We start from the raw sequence: 17,633 nt of genomic DNA, 5'->3' as shown, positions 1-17,633 counted from the left end.
TGGACACCCCGACCGTACTTGAGTGACACGACACCAATCCACCGCGAGCCGTCGACAGTGACCGACGCCACCGCGTGATCCAGCCGCCCTGCCGGACCCCGACGATCGCACGGTGGTCCGGTGCTGGCCGCACGGTGGTCCGGTGGTGACCGCACGGTGGTCCGGTGCTGGCCGCACAATGGAGCCGTGCCCCCACGAGCAGCGCCCCTGACCGGCGAGGTCCTCACCACGCCCCGTCGCTGGCCCATCCGCACGGCCACAACGGTAATCGCCACGGCTATCGTCATCCTCGTTCTCGCCGCCGCGGCCGGAGGCGCGTGGCTGCTGCTGCGCACCGCCGCCCACAACGCGATCGACACCGTGGACCGGGCCCGGGCCGTCGACGTGGCGGGGGTCCTCTCCGAGCGCGGACCCCGGGCCGCCCTCGACCTGGTGGCCGAGCCCTTGTCAGGCGTCGATCTGGTGAGGATCGTCGGGCCCGGGGAGCGCCTGCTCGCCGCCCAGGTCACCCGCGGCTTGGAGGACGTACCCCCCGTGCCCGCCCCGGCGGCCGGCGAGATCACCCAATACCAGATCGAGTCGCCAGGCGGAGCGGACCTGCGGGTGACGTCGGTCGGTGTGGACCTCGGTGGCGTGACGTTCGCGGTGGAGGTGGGTACGGACACCGACCGGTACGACACCGTTCTCGCCGCCGGCGCGATCCTGTTCCTGTCCTTCGTTCCCGTGGCCGGGCTCGCCACGGCGGTGTTCGTGTACTACGCGATGGGGCGCGTGTTGCGGCCGGTGGAGTCGATCCGGTCCCGGGTCGCCGAGATCTCCGCCTCCGGGCGTGGCGAGCGGGTCCCAGTGCCCGAGGCGGAGGACGAGATCGCACGCCTGGCCCGCACGATGAACGCGATGCTCGCGCGACTGGATGCCGCCCGGACCGCGCAGGTGGCCTTTGTCGGCGACGCCTCCCACGAACTACGCAGTCCGCTCTCCACCCTGTCGACCCTGCTGGAACTGTCCTCGACCTCGGGCACCCCGGTCGACGTGGAGACCGTGGACGACCTCCTGCTGCCCGAGGTCCAGCGGATGCGGTCGATGGTCGAGGACCTGCTCCTGCTGGCCAAGAACGACGAGCGCGGTGTCCCGTTGCGCCGCGAGGACGTGGACCTCGACGACATCGTCCTCTCCGAGGTGGCCCGGCTCCGGGGTCTGGGTGGGCTCGAGGTCACCGGAACGGTGGAGCCCGCCCGTCTGGTCGGCGACCCCGACGCCCTGCTGAGGGTCGTGCGCAACCTGGTCGAGAACGCCCGACGGCATGCACATGAGGCCGTGACGATCGGGCTCACCGTGGATCGCACGGGCCCCGCGGGACCACGCGCCGTGATCACCGTCGACGACGACGGCGAGGGGGTGCCGCCCGACCAGCGGGCCACGGTGTTCGACCGCTTCGCCCGCCTGGACGCCGATCGCGCCCGGGGCACGGGGGGCTCCGGTCTGGGTCTGGCGATCGTCGCCGAGATCACCCGGTCCCACGGCGGCACGGTGCGGGTCGAGGACTCCCCCGCGGGAGGAGCGCGGTTCGTCGTGGATCTGCCCGTCGAGACTTTCGGTGAACTCCCCGACCTGCCGTGAGCGGATAGGCTCGTCTGTCGTGTGGGCCCGCCAGAAACGCCTCTCCGACCTCTTCGACGCCGAGGACGCGTGGACCCGGCCGTTGCCGGAGAACTACCTCCGGGCTGACGCGATCCTCGCCCTGGCGATGTTCGCCTGCTCGGCGCTGGGTCTGGAGATCCTGCGGAGCATGGGAGTGCTCGGCGGGGAGAGCGCCCCGCTCTGGGCCCAGTACACGGCGATGGCGAGCGCGGCGGCCCTGCTCGCCCTCCGTCGCCGCCTGCCCCTCCTCACCGGCCTGGGCGCGACCGCGCACCTGCTGATCATCGGCAGCGTGATGCCACTGGTGATGGGGCAGGTCTCCCAGCAGGTGCTGTACTTCATCGCCGTCTATTCCGCGGTGGCGTGGGCCCGCGACCGGAGGGCGCTGGTGGGGGTAGCGGTGGCGATCGCCGCCGCTCTGGTGGTGTGGATGACCTGGTACCTCGCGCTGGGTTCGGGGATGCAGCAGATCCTCGACTCGCTCGACGACGCCGACCGCTTGTCGGGCCTCGTCCCTCCGGTTCCCGCCTATCTCGTCTACACCGCGCTCATCAACATCGTCTACTTCGGCGGCGCGGCCGCCCTCGGAATCGCCTCGTGGCGGGGTGCACGCCGCCGCCACGCCCTGGCCGACCAGGCCGAGACCATCGAGGAGCAGGCCGAGGCCCTGCGCGACCGCGCCGTGGTCGAAGAGCGCCTGCGCATCGCCCGCGAGTTGCACGACGTGATCGCGCACCACGTGGCGGCCATCGGTGTCCAGGCCGGTGCCGCGCGACGGGTCATGGGCCACGACCCCGACGCGGCCGCGGGTGCCCTGCGGACCGTGGAGGAGTCCTCCCGCTCGGCGGTCGGGGAGATGCGCGCCCTACTCGGCGCACTCCGGTCGGCCGACCGCACGACCGCGGCCGCCCGGCCCCCCGGTGGCTCCGGGGCCGCCTTCCCCGACGATCCGTCCGCCTCCCCGGATCACTCCCGGTCCGCGGGGCACGGGATCGCTGACCTCGGCCGCCTCGCGGCCTCCCACGATTCGGCCGACTTCACCACCAGCGTCTCGGTGGTCACGGGCACCGGCCATCCGGTCGAGGAGGTCCCACCGGTCGTCGGACTGTCCCTGTACCGGACCGCGCAGGAGGCCCTGGCCAACGTCCGCCGACACTCCACGGCCGACCGCGCGAGCATGGTCCTGCGCACAGGTGAGGGGCCGGGCGGGAACCCGTACGCGGAGGTGGAGATCCTCGACGCCGGGCGCCCCCGGGCCGGCACCTCCGGGAGCGGTCTGGGTCTGCTGGGCATGCGCGAACGGGTGCGGTCACACGGCGGGGAGTGCGAGATCGGGCCGCGGGTGACCGGCGGCTACCGGGTACGGGTGCGCCTGCCGTACCACCCCGACGTGGAGGGCGACCGGACATGAGCACCGTCCTGCGGGTCCTCGTGGTGGACGATCAGCCGCTCATGCGTTCCGGCTTCTCGATGATGCTGGGCGTGGAACCCGACCTCGAGGTGATCGGCGACGCCGCGGACGGTGCGCAGGCGGTGGAGATGTGCCGGCGACTGCGGCCCGACGTGGTGTTGATGGACGTCCAGATGCCGGGCACCGACGGCATCGAGGCGACCCGACTCATCACCGGTGAAGCCCTTGCCAGGGTGTTGATCCTCACCACCTTCGACCGGGACGACTACCTGTTCGACGCACTGCGCGCCGGTGCCGGCGGATTCCTTCTCAAGAACTCCGACCCACAGGATCTGGTCGACGGGGTCCGCGCGGTGGGGCACGGCCACGCGCTGCTCGCGCCCGAGGTCACCCGCCGGGTCATCGAACGGCTCACCGCTCCCACGGCACCGGACCCCGGCGACGGGTCACCCGCGCCCGAGGGATCCCGTCCGGCGGCACTGGACGAGCTCACCGCCCGGGAGACCGAGGTCCTGCGACTCGTCGCCCGGGGGTTGTCCAACGCGGAGATCGCTCGCACGCTAGTCGTGGGCGAGGCCACGGTCAAGACCCACGTGTCCGCGTGCCTGTCCAAGCTCCACCTCCGCGACCGCGTCCAGGCGGTCGTCCTGGCCTACGAGGCCGGTCTGGTCCAGCCCGGCGAGTGAGCTGCGACGAACCGACGGCCGTCCGCCCGCGTCCTCCGTCTCCCCCCTGAGGGGGAGGCCGGCCCGACCCTCCCCGGAGATGTCATCCTCCCGGCTGATCCGCCGGACCGCCCTGGAGCCATAGCGTTGACGCGGTACAGGACACCAGGGAGGACACCATGCTGGAACTCGACGGGCTCACCCGCCGTTTCGGGGAGACCCTCGCCGTGGACGACGTCGGATTCGAGGTCCCGCGAGGCGCGATGACCGGATTCGTCGGCGGCAACGGCGCCGGGAAGACCACCACCATGCGGATGATCATGGGCGTGCTGCAGCCCTCCGCGGGCACGGTCACGTGGAAGGGCCGGGAGGTGACCGTCGCGGATCGTCGCACCTTCGGGTACATGCCGGAGGAGCGTGGGCTGTACCCGAAGCAACCCATCCTCGACCAGCTCGTCTACCTCGGCAGGCTCCAGGGGCGCAGCCCGGAGGGGGCTCGGCGCTCGGCGACGGAGCTGCTCGACCGGTTCGGGCTCGGCGACCGCACCGCGGACAAGCTCGAATCGCTGTCCCTGGGCAACCAGCAGCGTGTCCAGGTCGTCGCCGCGGTCATCGGCGGGCCCGAACTGCTGGTTCTCGACGAACCCTTCTCGGGCCTGGACCCCGTCGCGGTCGATTCCATGGTCGACCTGCTGCGCGAGTACACGAGCCAGGGCGTACCCGTGCTGTTCTCCTCACATCAGCTCGACCTGGTGGAACGCCTCTGCGACCACCTGGTCGTGCTGGCGGGCGGGCGGGTCGTGGCCAACGGGACGGTGGACGACCTCCGCCGACGCGGCCGCGTCCTGCACCGGCTGGTCGCCGGTACGGACGCCGGGTGGGTCCGGAGCCTGCCGGGCGTCCACGTCGTCGACGTCGACGGCCCCACCGCACTGCTGGATCTCGACCGCCCCGAGGTAACCGACCTCGTCCTGCGCGAGGCGATGGCGCGCGGCAGCGTCCGCGAGCTCGCCGAAGTCGTTCCCACCCTCTCCGAGATCTACCGCGAGGTGACGTCATGACATCCACGACCCCCACCCGGCCGCCGGCGACCGAGTCCGCCTGGCGCATCGTCGCCGGTCGCGAGATCATGGTCAAACTCCGCGATCGCAACTTCATCATCTCCACCCTGACCACCATCGCGATCTTCGTCGTCGCCTTCGGTCTGTCGTTCCTCCTCGGCGGGCGCGACGATGAGAAGACCGTCGCCGTCGCCTCCAACGACGCCTCGGCCATCGTGCACGCCGCAGCTGCCGCGGCCACCCCGGATGGCGAAGCAACCGAGGAGGGGACCGGGTCCGGCGCGCAGGCGGGTGTTCCCCCGATCGAGCTGTCCGTCACCGAGGTCGCCGACCCCGCCGCCGCCGAACAGGCGGTGCGGGACGGCGACGCGGACGCGGCGCTCCTCGGCAGGCCCGGGGCATGGACCCTCGTCGGGTCGAACGGGGTCGACCCCGGCATCGCCGCCGCGGTGGGTTCCGTGGTCGCCGCGGACGCGCTCGACCGCAACGCGGCCGCCGTGGGCGCCACCGTCGCCGAGCTGACCGCCGGGTCCGTCGTCGAGGAACGACTGCTCGACCCGGACGGGGCCGCGAACGAGGGCGTCCAGCTCGTCGCCGGGTTCGTCTTTGTCTTCCTCTTCTACATGGCCGCGATCCTCTTCGGTTACGCCATCGCCAACAGCGTCGTCGAGGAGAAGCAGTCGAGGATCGTCGAGATCCTCGCCGCCGCCATCCCGTTGCGCCAACTGCTCGTCGGCAAGGTCGTCGGAGCCACGGCGCTCGCACTGGGCCAGATGGCGATCTTCGTGGCGATCGGGCTGATCGGTCTGACGTTCACCGACTACTCGGCGCTCCTGCCGTCCCTGGCCGGCGCCGCGGGCTGGTACCTGGTGCTGTTCGTGATCGGCTTCGTGGCACTGGCCTGCCTGTTCGCCGTCGCCGGGGCGCTGGCAACCCGGGCGGAGGACGTCCAGTCCACCTCGTCCCCCCTGCTCACCCTCATCATGATCGCGTCCTTCGCAGGACTGTTCCTCCAGGGCACGTGGCAGGTCATCGGCTCGTACGTGCCGATCATGTCGACGGTGACGATGCCGATCCGTCTGGTCGAGGGCACAGCCCACTGGTGGGAGCCGGTCATCGCCGCGGTGATCACCCTGATCGCCGCCGGGGCCGTGATGGTGGTCGCGGAACGGGTCTACCGACGGTCGATCATGCAGACCGGCGGCAAGTTGACCTACCGGCAGGCGCTGGCGCTGGCCGACTGACCGGGGCCGAGCGCCGGTAACCGGGAGCCGGGGACTGGGGGCTGGGGGCTGGGGGCGATCAGCCCCCGGCCCCCACCGCCGCACTGTCCACCAGTCGATACCCCTGCCCGCGCACGGTCTCGATCGCTCGCGTGCCGAAGGGGGTGTCGATCTTCCGGCGGAGATACCCCACGTAGACCTCCACGATGTTGTCGTCGCCGTCGTACGCGGCGTCCCACACCGCCCGCAGGATCTGGGCCTTGGACACGACCTGGTTCCGGTTTCGGATGAGGTACTCCAGCACCGCGTACTCCCGCGCCGTCACCGGAATCCGCTCGGAACCCCGACGCACCTCCCGCGCGGCGGGATCGACCTCGAGGTCACCTGCGACGAACGAGACGGGCCGCTCGGGGGCCCCTCGCCTGACCAACGCCCTGAGTCTGGCCTCCAGGACGACGAACGAGAACGGCTTGACCAGGTAGTCGTCGGCGCCCAGGTCGAACGCGTCCGCCTCGTCGTACTCCCCGTCCTTGGCGGTGAGCATGAGCACGGGGGTCCAGATCTCGCGGCGGCGCATCTCGCGCACAACCTCGTAGCCACTGCGCCGCGGCATCATGATGTCGAGGACCACCACGTCGAAGTCCCCGTCGGAGGCCCTCTCGAGGCCGGCCTCCCCGTCCGGGGCCGTCTCGACCGCCCATCCCCCGGCGGCGAGCCCACGCCGGACGCTCTCGAGGAGCGCCGGTTCGTCGTCGACCACGAGTACCCGCATGCAGTGCCCTCCGCCCGAATCCCGCTCGCCCGAGTGGACCGCGACGCCTACTCGGCGCCCGGGTCGATGTCGTGGTCCATCTGGTCGGCGGGGACCAACGAATCCGCATGACGCCGGACCACCTTGGCCGGCACCCCGGCGACGGTCGTGTGCGGCGGCACCTGGTCCAGCACCACAGATCCGGCGGCCACCCGCGAGCAGTCGCCCACGTGGACGTTGCCCAACACGATGGACCCGGCCGACAGCAGCACCCCCGAGCCGATCTTGGGGTGGCGGTCGCCGTCCTCGTTGCCCGTCCCCCCGAGCGTGACCCCCTGCAGGATCGAGACGCCGTCACCGATCACGCAGGTCTCGCCCACCACGATGCCGGTGGCGTGGTCCACGAGGATCCCGGAACCCACGCGCGCGGCCGGGTGGATGTCCATGGCGAAGACCTCGGAGACCCGACTCTGGAGGAACGAGGCCGCCATCACCCGTCCCGAGTTCCACATCTCATGCGCGACACGGTGGATCTGCAGCCCGAGGAAACCCTTGGCGAACAGGTAGGGCACCAGGTAGTTGGGGTAGGCCGGGTTGCGCTCGAAGCTCACCACGAGATCGGCAGCGACCGCCTCCAGCACGTGGGGATGGTCGACCAGGACCGCCCGCATCTCCTTCTCCAGGACGTGCCGGCCGATCTCGGGGGTCGCGATCCGCGAGGCCGCGAGTCGCGCGAGGGATTCCCCCAGGTCGTCGCATCCGTCGACGAGATCCAGGACCAGGCCGGCGATGAGGGGTTCGTCGCGACTCTGAGTGGCGTCCACGGACAACCGGTCCCAGACCGCGCGGACGGAGGCGTCGGCCTCCGTCTGCGGGACGCAGGGGTTCTCGATGCTCAGCTCGATGGTCACCCGGTACAGGGTAGGCCCGTTCCGCTCTGCTGGTCGAGTCACCTCGCCGATCCGGCACAGCGCGCGCGGCACTCACCGCCGGTCGCACCGGTCCCGCCGGCTCGGGCAGGATGGGGTCATGATGCTCATCAACGTGGTATTCGACGTCAAGCCCGAGTACGCCGACTCGTGGCTCGAGATCACCCGGGACTTCACCGAGGCCACCAGGGCCGAACCCGGCAACCTGTGGTTCGACTGGTACCGCTCGCCCGACGCCCCGACCACCTTCATGCTGTGCGAGGCGTTCCGGGACGGAGACGCTCCGGCCGAGCACGTCGGGTCGTCCCACTTCACGGAGTTCACCGGCTCCGCCGCGCAGTACCTCCAGCGCACCCCGCGGATCATCAACACGACGGTCGACGGCGAGCAGTGGGGGACGATGGGCGAGATCACCGTCGACTAGCCGGACCGGGTGGCGACCCCCCGCCGGGCGTGCGCTGCGACCGGCCGTGGTGCGAGCGGGCCGTGGTGCGAGCGGACTCAGCCCACGCTGCCCAGGGCGGCGCCGAGGAGGGCGGCCGGGTCCGTCGGCCACCACTGGCCGTAGTCAATCGCGTAGACCCGGTTGAGGTCCGAGACCACGCCCCCGACCGTCACCTGCTGGCGGATCGGGAGCTGATGGATCGTGGCGCTGGGGTTGAGGCGCCCCCCGGAACCCCAGTCGTGCTGCCAGAAGTACTGGCCCAGCCCACGCTGCCGGCACCAGTCAATGGTCGGGGCGTTGGCGTACACGCCGAGCTTCATCCCCGCGCCGTGCAGGTGGACGCGCCACCGCTCGAGGTACGGGGCGATCTGGTTGTCGAACTGCCACCGGGTGGGGTTGTCGTCGATGGCCACGTACATGGGCACGCCGCCGGGTCCACCCGCCGAACGGTGGATACCGAGTCCGATGGGGGCGTGGCGGTCGCCGCCCGCGGCACCCTCCTTCCAGTCGGCGGTGGCCTCCCTGCCGAACTGGTAACACGAGACCATGTTGAGGCCGTGCGCCCGGAAGTCGTCGACCTCACGACGCAGGAGCGGCTTGCCGGTCATCCACTCGGCCCCGGGACGGCGGTTCGAGCAGTACCGCACCGCGCCCATGTGACCGGCCGCTCGGACGGACGCGGCCGACGGCGGGCCCGACGCGTAGTCGAGCAGGGTGCCGATCGGGACGCCCGCGCCCGCGCCGGGGAGCGCGCCGAGCGGTTCGGGAATGGATGACTGGGCACCGGCCGCAGGGGTGAGACCCGCGGCTAGGGCACCGGCTCCGGCCGCGCCGAGGCCGGCGCGACGGAGGAAGGTACGGCGGTCGAACGTCATGGCGGAACTCCGAGATCTCGGTCTAAGACGAAGGGCGGGTGTGACGCGTGGGATCCCACCCGCCTCACGCGAGTGTGTCACAAGAACATCGCGGCGTCTCCCCCCGCGTTACCACACGGGTGCCGGACCACGGCGCAGGCGCGACTGGTTGACTGTCACACATGAGCCGCACGCCCCGATGGTCCGCCTCCGACATCCCCGACCAGACAGGACGTACGGTCGTCGTGACCGGGGCCAACGCGGGGATCGGCCTGGCCACCACGCAGGCCCTCGTCGCACGTGGCGCGAGAGTGGTCATGGCGTGCCGGAACCTCGAGAAGGCCGAGTCCGCCCGGGCCTCGCTGCCGGCCCGGGACCGGGACAGGGCGCAGGTCCGTCAGCTGGACCTGGCCGACCTCGACTCGGTGGACGAGTTCATCGCTGGAACCGCGGGCCGGGTGGACGTCCTGATCAACAATGCCGGCGTCATGAACCTCCCGCACTCACGGACCGTCCAGGGCCACGAGATGCAGTTCGGCGTGAACGCACTCGGTCACCATGCACTCACCCAGGGTCTGCTGCCGCAGGTCACCGATCGCGTGGTCTGGCTCGGGTCACTCGCGCACCTGCGGGGGCGTGTCGAACCCGACGACCTGAGCATGGACCTGCGCGGGTACCGACCCATGGCGGCCTACGCCAACTCGAAGCTGGCCTGCATCATGCTCGCCTACGAGTGGCAACGGCGACTCGACCGGGAGGGAAGTGCGGTCCGGTCGATGGCCGCGCATCCCGGGTACACCGCCACAGAGCTCCTCCGGCAGAGCGGTCGCCCAGCCGCCGACCGGTTCTTCGAGTTGGGCAACTCGATCTCGTGGGCCGGCCTGACCCCGGAGATGGGCGCGCTGTCCGTGCTCTACGCCGCGACCGTGCCGGACCTGCCGGGCGCGACGTTCGTGGGCCCCGATCGCCTCGGTGGACTGAGGGGCCACCCCGCCCTCGTCCGATCGAGCCGCGCCTCCCACGACAGGGCCGTCGCCGCGGCGCTCTGGGAGCGGTGCTCGGAGATGGCAGCGTTCCGGTAGCCCGTTCCGCTGCGGGGGCAGGGCTCCGCGGTGGGGACAGGTCCCCGCGGTGGGGTCAGGCGAGCCCGGACGCGGCCAGCCCCGCGCGGAGGCGGTCGAGGTGCTCAGGCGGGCCCTGGAGCAGGGGCATGCGGAGTCGATCGGAGTCGATCAGGCCCTGCATCTTGAGAGCGGCCTTGATCTGGATGGCCCCCTGCGAGGTGTGCATGATCGCGTCGACGGCCGGGATCAGGCGGGTGTGGATCTCGCGGGCCCGGGGCAGGTCGCCGGCGTCCACGGCGTCGATCATGGCCCGGTAGTCGTCTCCGGCCACATGCCCGACCACTGACACGACCCCGGTGGCCCCCAGCGCGAGGAACGCGAGGTTGAGCACGTCGTCTCCGGAGAACCACAGCAGGTCGGTCTCGGCCATGAGCCGGCTGGCCTCGAAGAGATCGCCCTTGGCGTCCTTGACCGCACGCAACTCCGGGATCTCCGCCAACCGCCGGATCGTGTCGGTGGCAAGCGCGGTACCGGTCCGCCCCGGGATGTCGTAGGCCATCACCGGGCGGCCGGCGGCGTCGGCGATCATACGGAAATGCTCGACGATCCCGTGCTGCGTGGGCTTGTTGTAGTACGGCGTGACCACCAGGAGGGTGTCGGCGCCCCGCTTCACCATCTCGGTGGCCGCGCGGATCGAGTGCTCCGTGTCGTTGGTGCCGCACCCGGCCATCACCGCCACGCGGTCCCCCACCGCCTCGACGACGGCGGCGACCGCGTCGTAGTCCTCCTCGTCGGTGGTGGTGGCGGACTCGCCGGTCGTGCCGTTGACCAGCAGCCCGTCGTGACCGTGATCAGCCAGATGGACCGCGAGTCGCTGGAGGCCGTCGAAGTCGATCGAGCCGTCATCGTGCATGGGGGTCACCATCGCGGTGATGACCCGACCGAAGGGATTGTCCGACATGGGCACCAGGATAGGCGTTCCCGGATGATCGTTGGTCCGGCGCCGTCCCCGCCGCGGACGACCGGAGGCACGCGGGGCTCCTCACGGTTAGGGTCGTCACCACCCCGCACGCACCACCCCGCACGCACCACCACAGGAGGACCGCATGAGTTCAGAGAAATCCCCCGAGACCCCGGAGGACCTGGGCAACACGATCGACGGCACACGGGTCGGCGACGGCAGCGTGCCGGATCCGGCGACCGCGCAGGACGCCTCCGGCATCGACCCGGATGCGCCGGGCAGCGGTGGGCACAGTGACGGTCATGGTGACGGGCAGAGCGTCGGCCAGGACGGGACCGTGACTACCGGCTCGCGCGGCCTGGAGGAGCAGAAGCGGATCTACCAGACCCCGGAACAACCCGACCACGCCCTGGGCGGAAGTGAGGGGACCGCCGACGGGATGTAGGCCCACGGCGGTTCCTACGGCGAGGGTCAGCGCACCTTGTCCGGGTTGGTGTCGAGGAAGCGACCCAGCGTGTTGTCGACGACGAGGTGTGCCACCTCGTTGGTCGTGGCGACCCCCACGCGCAGCGTGGCGACCAGAGCGTTCTGCAGCATCGAAACCTCCCAGCGAAAGATGTGACTGCGGTCACTGCCGAGTGTCACCGTACGCCCGGGCGCGGAAGACCGTAGCCGTATCAGCGAAAAATGTTGGACGACCGTTCTGGTCGACCGGCCCGGCCCGGGCGAGATCCACGATACTATTGTTGTTGTATCAGCTAAGGGTAGGGGTGCCGTGTCCGGTCCAGGGGTCAGAATCCATCGCTCGTCCACGCGTTCCCACACCGGCGGGGGATGGCTGGACTCGCGCCACTCGTTCTCCTTCGCCCGCCACCAGGACCCGATGAACACCCACTTCGGGCGGCTTCTGGTGAACAACGACGACCGGATCGCGCCGGGCAGCGGGTTCGACACCCACGGCCATCGCGACATGGAGATCATCACCTGGGTCCTGTCCGGTTCTCTCGTCCACCAGGACTCCGAGGGCCACAGCGGGATCATCTACCCCGGGCTCGCGCAGCGGATGAGCGCGGGATCGGGAATTTTGCACTCCGAGCGCAATGACGGCTGGCGCGACGGATCGATCCAGCACTCCGATCCGCCCACCGAGCCGGTCCACCTGGTCCAGATGTGGGTCGTCCCCGACTCCACGGGCGGGGACCCGGGCTACGACCAGCGCGAGATCGAACACGGCGAGCTCGAGAACCGCTTCGCCGTCGTCGCCGGAGGCCTCCGCGCCCACGCCGACCGGGCCGCCATCCGCATCCGGAACGACACCTCCGCGCTACTCGCGGCGCGCCTGCAGCCGGGCAGGTCGGTACAGCTCCCCGACGCGCCCTACCTCCACCTCTACGTACCCGTCGGCTCGGTCGACCTGGAGGGCTGCGGAGAGCTGTCGACCGGCGACGCCGCCCGGCTCACCGCCACGGGCGGCCGACGGGTCACCGCCGGCACGGACTGTACAGACGGTGCCGAGATCCTCGTGTGGGAGATGCACGCGGGGATGACGATGCTCGACGTCAGAGGGCACTGACAGTCACTCCCAGCCACAGACAGCGACAGACAGCTACCTCAGTCGGGGTCGGTGGACTGCGCGAGCGGGTTCGGCGCGCCGTCGTCCTCCTCACCGTTCGGGATCCGGTGCAGCGGGCCGATCGGTTCCGGCGAGGGTGTGGTCTCGTTCTTCTCGAACTCCTCGGGCGAGTACGCGCGGTCCCACTGCCTGGTCACCGTGGGCGTACGTTCGCCCAGATCGGCGGAGATCCCCTTGACCAGGCTGTACATCATCACGAAGCCCATGACGAAGAAGGGCAGACCGATGACGGTGATGACCTCCTGGAGAGCGGTGAGTCCGCCCGTCCCGGTTCCGGCGAGCAGCGTCGCGGCGACAGCACCCATGAGGACGCCCCAGATCACACGCTGGTGAATGGGCGACGGCGAGACCGTGTCGTCCTCGCCCGAGGCCATCATGTCCACGACCATCGCGGCGGAGTCGACCGACGTGGTGAAGAAGATGACGACGATCAGCACTGCGATCCCGGAGACGAGTGTCGCCAGCGGGTAGTTCGACAGGAACGCGAACAGCGCACCCGGGATGTCACCGTCGTCGACCACCGCTTCCACCAGTCCGCCGGGCCCGTTCAGTTCGATGTCGAACGAGGCCATGCCGAACACGCCGAACCACACGATGGAGAAGGCCACCGGGAGGACGAGTACACCGAAGACGAACTCGCGGATGGTCCGGCCGCGGCTGATGCGGGCGATGAAGATGCCGACGAACGGCGACCACGTGATGGTCCACGCCCAGTAGAAGACGGTCCAGGTGTTCTGCCACGTCGCCAGGTCACCGTCGGCCGGGAATACGTTGTTCCAGAACGCCAGTTCGGGCAAGGTCGAGGCGTACACACCGAAGGTCTCCACCGTCCCCTTGAGCAGGAACAGGGTGGGACCGGCGATCACGATGAAGGCGAGCAACGCGACGGCCATGGCGATGTTGAAGGTGGACAGCCGCTTGATCCCCTTGTCCAACCCGGCCGCGACCGAGATACACGCGATCGTGGTGACGACACCGATGACGAGCACCTGCACCAGCGGCGACACGGTGATCCCGAAGAGCTCGTTGAGTCCGGCGTTGATCTGGAGGGTGCCGAGGCCGACGGAGGTCGCCACACCGAACACCGTGCCGACCAGCGCCACCACGTCGATGGCCTTGCCGATCGGTCCGTAGACGCGGTTGCCGAGGATGGGCGCGAAAATGGAGCTGACGCGCGGGGGCATCTTGCGCTTGTAGATGAAGTAGGCGAAGGCCAGGGCGGGCAGCGCGAAGATCGTCCAGGTGTGCAGCCCGAAGTGGTAGAGGGTGAAGGCCATGGCCTCCTGGGCGGCCTCCCTGCTCCCCGGGTCCACCCCGCCGCGGGGCGGGGTCGCGAAGTGCGAGATCGGCTCGGCCACACCCCAGAACATGAGGATGGTGCCGATCCCGGCGGCGAACAGCATGCCGAACCAGGCCGCCGTGGAGTGCTCAGGCTCCTCGTCGTCGGCACCGAGCCGGACGTGGCCGAACCGGCTCAGCGCGATCCACAGCAGGAAGAGCAGGAAGATCGAGACCCCGGCGATGTAGAACCACCCGAGGTTGGTCATGATCCATCCCGAGGCGGCGCCGAACACCTCTCCCACCCAGTCCCCCGCCACGAACGTGACCACCACGAAGGCGACGATGACCGCCACCGTCGTGAGGAAGATCCCCGGGTCCGTCCTGAGTCTCAGTGCTCGCGTTATCCGTTCGGACATGGTCTCCCTCGTCTGTTCGGTGTGCTTGGCGGCGGACCCGCTCCCCGGAGCCCCGTGCTCAGTAGGCGAAGTTGTGCACCACGAACACTTTGCCGCCGGCGGAGTAGGCGATCCCCATTCCCGCCGAACGGTACCCCGGGTCAATCAGGTTGTCGTTGTGGCCGGGTGAGTTCTTCCACAGGTCGACCAGACATACGGCCCCGCAGTGCGTCCCCGCGGCGACGATGTTCTCCCCGAAGCCCCGGCTCAGCAGGGCCTGGTTGTGGTAGACGGCGTCCTGGGCGGCCAGCCTGTCGGCCCAGGCCTGCGCCTCGCGGTCCAGATCGGAGTTGGGGGCGAGGGCCCGGAGGCCCTTCGACACCCGGTAGGAGTCGATCTCGCGGACGATGCCCTCTCGCAAGCCCCCTGAGACGTTCTGGTACATCATCTCCGTCGACCCGACCGCGGCCCACACCTCGGCGGGCACCGCGGCACGGGCCTGTGAGATCAGCCCGTCGACCACATGCTGCGGGATGAACGGCGGCAGGGCCTGGGCGGAGGCCGTGGAGACCCCACCACTCATCAGAGTGGCGGAGGTGACGGCGATTGTCGCGAGTGACGCGGTGAGCCTGGAGCGCATGGAGGTGATCATGCCGTTCCGGCGCGCCTGAAGCGAGTCGATTGACGGATGAGGTAGCGCCCGAGCGTAACAGCCGTGACCTGCGTAAATCAGTGTTACTGATGGTACTAAAGTTAACCTGGTACCAGAAACAGGCCGGCCCCCGGCAGGACCTCGACGGTCACCGGAAGTGGTGCCACGGCGTCACCGTCGGCGAACGCCTCCACCTCCGGAGCATCGATGCGCACCGTCCTGCACCGCCTCGTGGTCACCCCACGGAGGCCCACGTGGGTGCCGGAGTAGATCCTGCGGAAGTGCCACGCCAGCCGCGGTTTGGAGATCCTGCCGACGTAGCACACATCGAACAGACCGTCGGACCGATCGGCGTCGGGGGCGATCCTCATGTCTCCGCCGTAGGTCCGGGTGATGGCGAAGGCGCTGAGCAGGACCTCCGTCTCGACGGTCTCCTCCCCTGGCTCGCCGGCGTCGAAGGTCATGCGGAACGGACGGGGCCGGTAGGTCGGGAACTCGATGGCCGAGGCCAGGACGTATCGAAGGGGTCCCCGGAGAATCGACATCTCGTTGACGCGACGGTTGACCGCCGAGTCGAGCCCCGCGCACAGGACGGACGCGAAGAGGCGGGGCTCGCCACCGTCCGGGGTGGCCTGGCCCAGGTCCACCTGTTCCGCGCGACCGGCGACGACGACATCGGCGGCGTCCTCGGGACTGGTCAGCGGGATTCCGTACTCACGGGCGAGGTCGTTCCCCGTGCCTGCCGGGATGATGCCGATCGGGACACCCGAGAACGCCTGCGCCTGCACGGCCAGCGAGACCATCCCGTCCCCTCCGCACACGACGAGGGCGTCCACCCCGTCGGCGACGGCCTGTCGGGCGAGGTCGAGGGACTCCTGCGCGTGAGCCCCCCTCAGGGAGACGACCTCGAGCCCATACGAGCGCAGCCTCGCTGCCGCCCTCTCCGCGATCCGCTCGCCGCGCCCCCCACCGGCGGCGGGGTTGACCAGCATCGCGACCGTCCGGATCCGGCGGTCGGACGGTGTCGCGCTCACGGGACCAGTGTCCCCGGGTTGCACACGCCCCGCGGGTCAACGGCGTCTTTGACCGCTCGCAGCATGCGCACCCCCACCTCGCCGATCTCGGCCGCGAGGTAGGGCTTGTGGTCCACTCCGACAGCGTGGTGGTGGGTGATCGTCCCGCCTGCACGCACGATGGCCTCGGACGCCGCCCGCTTGGCGTCCGTCCACTGGGCGATGGGGTCCTCGCCACGCTGGCCCGCCACCACGGTGAAGTAGAGCGAGGCCCCCGTGGGGTAGACGTGACTGATATGGCACATGACCAGCGCGGGGGTGCCGCTGGACTCGAGCGAGGCGCTCAGGGCCCCGGCGACGGCCTCCCGCAACGCGGGCAGGTTGGACCAGTCGGTGGCGGTCTCCAGGGTCTCGACCAGAGCGCCGTTATCGATCAACGAGTCTCGCAGCACGGGCGCACCGAAGCGGCCGTGCTCCCACGCCTCGGCCGGTCCGGCACCCAGCGACACGCCCCCGTGGGCGAGCAGCAGCGCCCGCGTCTCGGCGTGGCGGGACCCGGTGTGGTCGGCCGTGCCCTCGAAGAGTGTGAGGCACAGGCATCCGGCGGCCTGCCCCTCCCCGTCGTCCGGCCCCTGGCCGATCGCCTCGGTGGCGGTGGCCAGGTTCACGGCCGTCTCCGACTCGTCGGACAACCGGATGACGGTCGGCCCCGTGCCCTGTTGCTCGACAGCGCGCAGTGCCGCCGCGCCGGTGGCGAAGTCCGGGAAGCGGAACGCCTCGTGTCGGACCGTCTCCGGCACCGGGTGGATCCTCAACCGCACCCGGGTGCACACACCGAACGCGCCCTCGGACCCCAGCAGCCACTGCCGGAGGTCCGGCCCGGCGGCCGAGGCGGGAGCGCGGCCCGCCTCGATCACGCCGACCGGCGTCACCACGGTCACCCCGCGGACCATCTCGTCGAAGCGCCCGTAGCCGGCCGAGGCCTGCCCGGACGACCGGGTCATGGCGTACCCGCCGAGGGTCGCGTAGGGGAAGGACTGCGGGAAGTGGCCGAGCGAGAACCCGTGGTCGGCCAACAACGCCTCCGCCCGGGGGCCCGACAGGCCCGCCCCCAGGACCGCCTCCCCCGACTCGGGATCGATCGACTCCAGGGCGTCGAAGTGCGCGAGGTCCACCGAGATCACGGCCCGGTGGTCGCCGGCGTCCGGGTTCAGGCCCCCCACCACGGAAGTGCCGCCGCCGAAGGGGACGATCGCGACCCCCTCGCGTCCGCACCACTCCAGGAGGGCCGACACCTCGTCGTCGTCGCGGGGTGCGACCACCGCGTCAGGGCAGTCCACCTGCGGCCTCAGCCGCCAGGACAGCAGGTCCGGTGTCGACTTCCCCCTGGCCCGCGGCAGTCGCTGCGCGTCGTCCGCGGAGACGTTGCCCTCCCCCACGATGTCGGCGAGAGCCATCAGGTCGGATTCGGTGAGGCGGGACGGGGAGGCCGTCACCGCGCCGGGATCGAAGCGTAGGCCGCTCTCGGCGGTCACCCCGAGCACGTCGCGCAGCAGGCCACGGATGCCCTCGCCCAGGTCCCTGGCCTCCGCCTCGGTGCCCCACCGGGACAGGGCCATGGGGGGCAGCGGGAGGTTGTCAGCGGAGTTCATGT

General features: G+C 70.5%; 18 protein-coding genes. 9 read left to right on the top strand and 9 right to left on the bottom strand.

What is annotated here, in order from left to right; genetic code table 11:
- Positions 1-186 precede the first annotated feature (186 nt).
- The 5 genes from CEY15_RS12950 to CEY15_RS12930 all read left to right on the top strand — a co-directional run bounded on the left by CEY15_RS12950 (position 187) and on the right by CEY15_RS12930 (position 6,022).
- Entirely contained in the window at positions 187-1,620 is a 1,434-nt protein-coding gene (locus CEY15_RS12950) for a sensor histidine kinase (protein WP_095718816.1), read from the top strand.
- 19 nt (positions 1,621-1,639) lie between these two features.
- On the top strand, positions 1,640-3,052 hold the full coding sequence (locus CEY15_RS12945) for a sensor histidine kinase (protein WP_095718798.1): 1,413 nt from the start codon (positions 1,640-1,642) through the stop codon (positions 3,050-3,052).
- Positions 3,049-3,738: a response regulator gene (locus CEY15_RS12940; RefSeq protein ID WP_017837382.1), complete on the top strand. Its 690-nt coding sequence runs from the start codon at positions 3,049-3,051 to the stop codon at positions 3,736-3,738. The genes CEY15_RS12945 and CEY15_RS12940 overlap by 4 nt, the downstream gene beginning before the upstream one ends.
- Positions 3,739-3,896: 158 nt before the next feature.
- Positions 3,897-4,778: an ABC transporter ATP-binding protein gene (locus tag CEY15_RS12935; RefSeq protein ID WP_095718797.1), complete on the top strand. Its 882-nt coding sequence runs from the start codon at positions 3,897-3,899 to the stop codon at positions 4,776-4,778.
- Positions 4,775-6,022, top strand: a complete 1,248-nt coding sequence (locus CEY15_RS12930; protein ID WP_017837380.1) for an ABC transporter permease — start codon at positions 4,775-4,777, stop codon at positions 6,020-6,022. The genes CEY15_RS12935 and CEY15_RS12930 overlap by 4 nt, the downstream gene beginning before the upstream one ends.
- 58 nt (positions 6,023-6,080) lie before the next feature.
- Here CEY15_RS12930 and CEY15_RS12925 read toward each other — a convergent pair whose 3' ends face one another.
- Both CEY15_RS12925 and CEY15_RS12920 read right to left on the bottom strand, forming a co-directional pair.
- Entirely contained in the window at positions 6,081-6,773 is a 693-nt protein-coding gene (locus CEY15_RS12925) for a response regulator transcription factor (protein ID WP_095718796.1), read from the bottom strand.
- A 47-nt stretch (positions 6,774-6,820) separates the two neighbouring features.
- On the bottom strand, positions 6,821-7,663 hold the full coding sequence (locus CEY15_RS12920) for a serine O-acetyltransferase (protein WP_095718795.1): 843 nt from the start codon (positions 7,661-7,663) through the stop codon (positions 6,821-6,823).
- A 118-nt stretch (positions 7,664-7,781) separates the two neighbouring features.
- Here CEY15_RS12920 and CEY15_RS12915 point away from each other — a divergent pair, with 118 nt between their 5' ends.
- The gene (locus CEY15_RS12915) at positions 7,782-8,105 is read left to right on the top strand and encodes a putative quinol monooxygenase (protein WP_095718794.1); all 324 of its coding nucleotides are present in this window, start codon (positions 7,782-7,784) and stop codon (positions 8,103-8,105) included.
- Between the two features lie 77 nt (positions 8,106-8,182).
- Here CEY15_RS12915 and CEY15_RS12910 read toward each other — a convergent pair whose 3' ends face one another.
- Complete coding sequence (locus CEY15_RS12910) at positions 8,183-9,001, bottom strand: DUF1906 domain-containing protein (protein ID WP_017837376.1); 819 nt, start codon at positions 8,999-9,001, stop codon at positions 8,183-8,185.
- Between the two features lie 161 nt (positions 9,002-9,162).
- Between CEY15_RS12910 and CEY15_RS12905 the strand changes: the two genes are divergently transcribed.
- The gene (locus tag CEY15_RS12905) at positions 9,163-10,062 is read left to right on the top strand and encodes an oxidoreductase (RefSeq protein WP_095718793.1); all 900 of its coding nucleotides are present in this window, start codon (positions 9,163-9,165) and stop codon (positions 10,060-10,062) included.
- Positions 10,063-10,117: 55 nt separating this feature from the next.
- On the opposite strand, the gene dapA is transcribed toward CEY15_RS12905, so the two are convergent.
- Positions 10,118-11,005 (bottom strand): 4-hydroxy-tetrahydrodipicolinate synthase, encoded by an 888-nt coding sequence (dapA, locus tag CEY15_RS12900; protein ID WP_095718792.1) that lies wholly within the window; start codon positions 11,003-11,005, stop codon positions 10,118-10,120.
- Between the two features lie 145 nt (positions 11,006-11,150).
- On the opposite strand from dapA, the gene CEY15_RS12895 reads away from it, so the two are divergent.
- On the top strand, positions 11,151-11,450 hold the full coding sequence (locus CEY15_RS12895; protein WP_095718791.1) for a hypothetical protein: 300 nt from the start codon (positions 11,151-11,153) through the stop codon (positions 11,448-11,450).
- A 26-nt stretch (positions 11,451-11,476) separates the two neighbouring features.
- On the opposite strand, the gene CEY15_RS19000 is transcribed toward CEY15_RS12895, so the two are convergent.
- Positions 11,477-11,602 (bottom strand): hypothetical protein, encoded by a 126-nt coding sequence (locus CEY15_RS19000; protein WP_017837372.1) that lies wholly within the window; start codon positions 11,600-11,602, stop codon positions 11,477-11,479.
- A 178-nt stretch (positions 11,603-11,780) separates the two neighbouring features.
- On the opposite strand from CEY15_RS19000, the gene CEY15_RS12890 reads away from it, so the two are divergent.
- Positions 11,781-12,578 carry a pirin family protein gene (locus tag CEY15_RS12890; RefSeq protein WP_031264970.1) on the top strand — a complete coding sequence of 266 codons (798 nt, stop codon included), beginning with the start codon at positions 11,781-11,783 and terminating at the stop codon, positions 12,576-12,578.
- Positions 12,579-12,616: 38 nt separating this feature from the next.
- Here CEY15_RS12890 and CEY15_RS12885 read toward each other — a convergent pair whose 3' ends face one another.
- From CEY15_RS12885 to CEY15_RS12870, 4 genes are all read right to left on the bottom strand, one after another.
- Positions 12,617-14,335, bottom strand: a complete 1,719-nt coding sequence (locus CEY15_RS12885) for a BCCT family transporter (RefSeq protein ID WP_017837370.1) — start codon at positions 14,333-14,335, stop codon at positions 12,617-12,619.
- Positions 14,336-14,393: 58 nt separating this feature from the next.
- The gene (locus CEY15_RS12880; protein WP_238556314.1) at positions 14,394-14,954 is read right to left on the bottom strand and encodes a CAP domain-containing protein; all 561 of its coding nucleotides are present in this window, start codon (positions 14,952-14,954) and stop codon (positions 14,394-14,396) included.
- A 113-nt stretch (positions 14,955-15,067) separates the two neighbouring features.
- On the bottom strand, positions 15,068-16,000 hold the full coding sequence (locus CEY15_RS12875; RefSeq protein WP_095718790.1) for a diacylglycerol kinase: 933 nt from the start codon (positions 15,998-16,000) through the stop codon (positions 15,068-15,070).
- Positions 15,997-17,598, bottom strand: coding sequence for an FAD-binding oxidoreductase (locus tag CEY15_RS12870; RefSeq protein ID WP_095718815.1), 1,602 nt, complete (start codon positions 17,596-17,598; stop codon positions 15,997-15,999). The genes CEY15_RS12875 and CEY15_RS12870 overlap by 4 nt, the downstream gene beginning before the upstream one ends.
- Between the last annotated feature and the right edge of the window lie 35 nt (positions 17,599-17,633).

The organism is Dietzia natronolimnaea (genome assembly GCF_002289575.1).
In the GTDB taxonomy this organism is placed as follows: Bacteria; Actinomycetota; Actinomycetes; order Mycobacteriales; family Mycobacteriaceae; genus Dietzia; species Dietzia natronolimnaea_A.
The sequence above is the reverse complement of the archived record's forward strand: the minus strand, read 5'-3'. Positions and strand labels throughout refer to the sequence as shown.

Coding starts and splice junctions, on each gene's coding strand:
- CEY15_RS12940 (WP_017837382.1), top strand. CDS start 3,049: ATGAGCACCGTCCTGCGGGTCCTCGTGGTGGACGATCAGCCGCTCATG.
- CEY15_RS12935 (WP_095718797.1), top strand. CDS start 3,897: ATGCTGGAACTCGACGGGCTCACCCGCCGTTTCGGGGAGACCCTCGCC.
- CEY15_RS12930 (WP_017837380.1), top strand. CDS start 4,775: ATGACATCCACGACCCCCACCCGGCCGCCGGCGACCGAGTCCGCCTGG.
- CEY15_RS12925 (WP_095718796.1), bottom strand. CDS start 6,773: ATGCGGGTACTCGTGGTCGACGACGAACCGGCGCTCCTCGAGAGCGTC.
- CEY15_RS12915 (WP_095718794.1), top strand. CDS start 7,782: ATGATGCTCATCAACGTGGTATTCGACGTCAAGCCCGAGTACGCCGAC.
- CEY15_RS12910 (WP_017837376.1), bottom strand. CDS start 9,001: ATGACGTTCGACCGCCGTACCTTCCTCCGTCGCGCCGGCCTCGGCGCG.
- CEY15_RS12905 (WP_095718793.1), top strand. CDS start 9,163: ATGAGCCGCACGCCCCGATGGTCCGCCTCCGACATCCCCGACCAGACA.
- dapA (WP_095718792.1), bottom strand. CDS start 11,005: ATGTCGGACAATCCCTTCGGTCGGGTCATCACCGCGATGGTGACCCCC.
- CEY15_RS12895 (WP_095718791.1), top strand. CDS start 11,151: ATGAGTTCAGAGAAATCCCCCGAGACCCCGGAGGACCTGGGCAACACG.
- CEY15_RS19000 (WP_017837372.1), bottom strand. CDS start 11,602: ATGCTGCAGAACGCTCTGGTCGCCACGCTGCGCGTGGGGGTCGCCACG.
- CEY15_RS12885 (WP_017837370.1), bottom strand. CDS start 14,335: ATGTCCGAACGGATAACGCGAGCACTGAGACTCAGGACGGACCCGGGG.
- CEY15_RS12880 (WP_238556314.1), bottom strand. CDS start 14,954: ATGCGCTCCAGGCTCACCGCGTCACTCGCGACAATCGCCGTCACCTCC.
- CEY15_RS12870 (WP_095718815.1), bottom strand. CDS start 17,598: ATGGCCCTGTCCCGGTGGGGCACCGAGGCGGAGGCCAGGGACCTGGGC.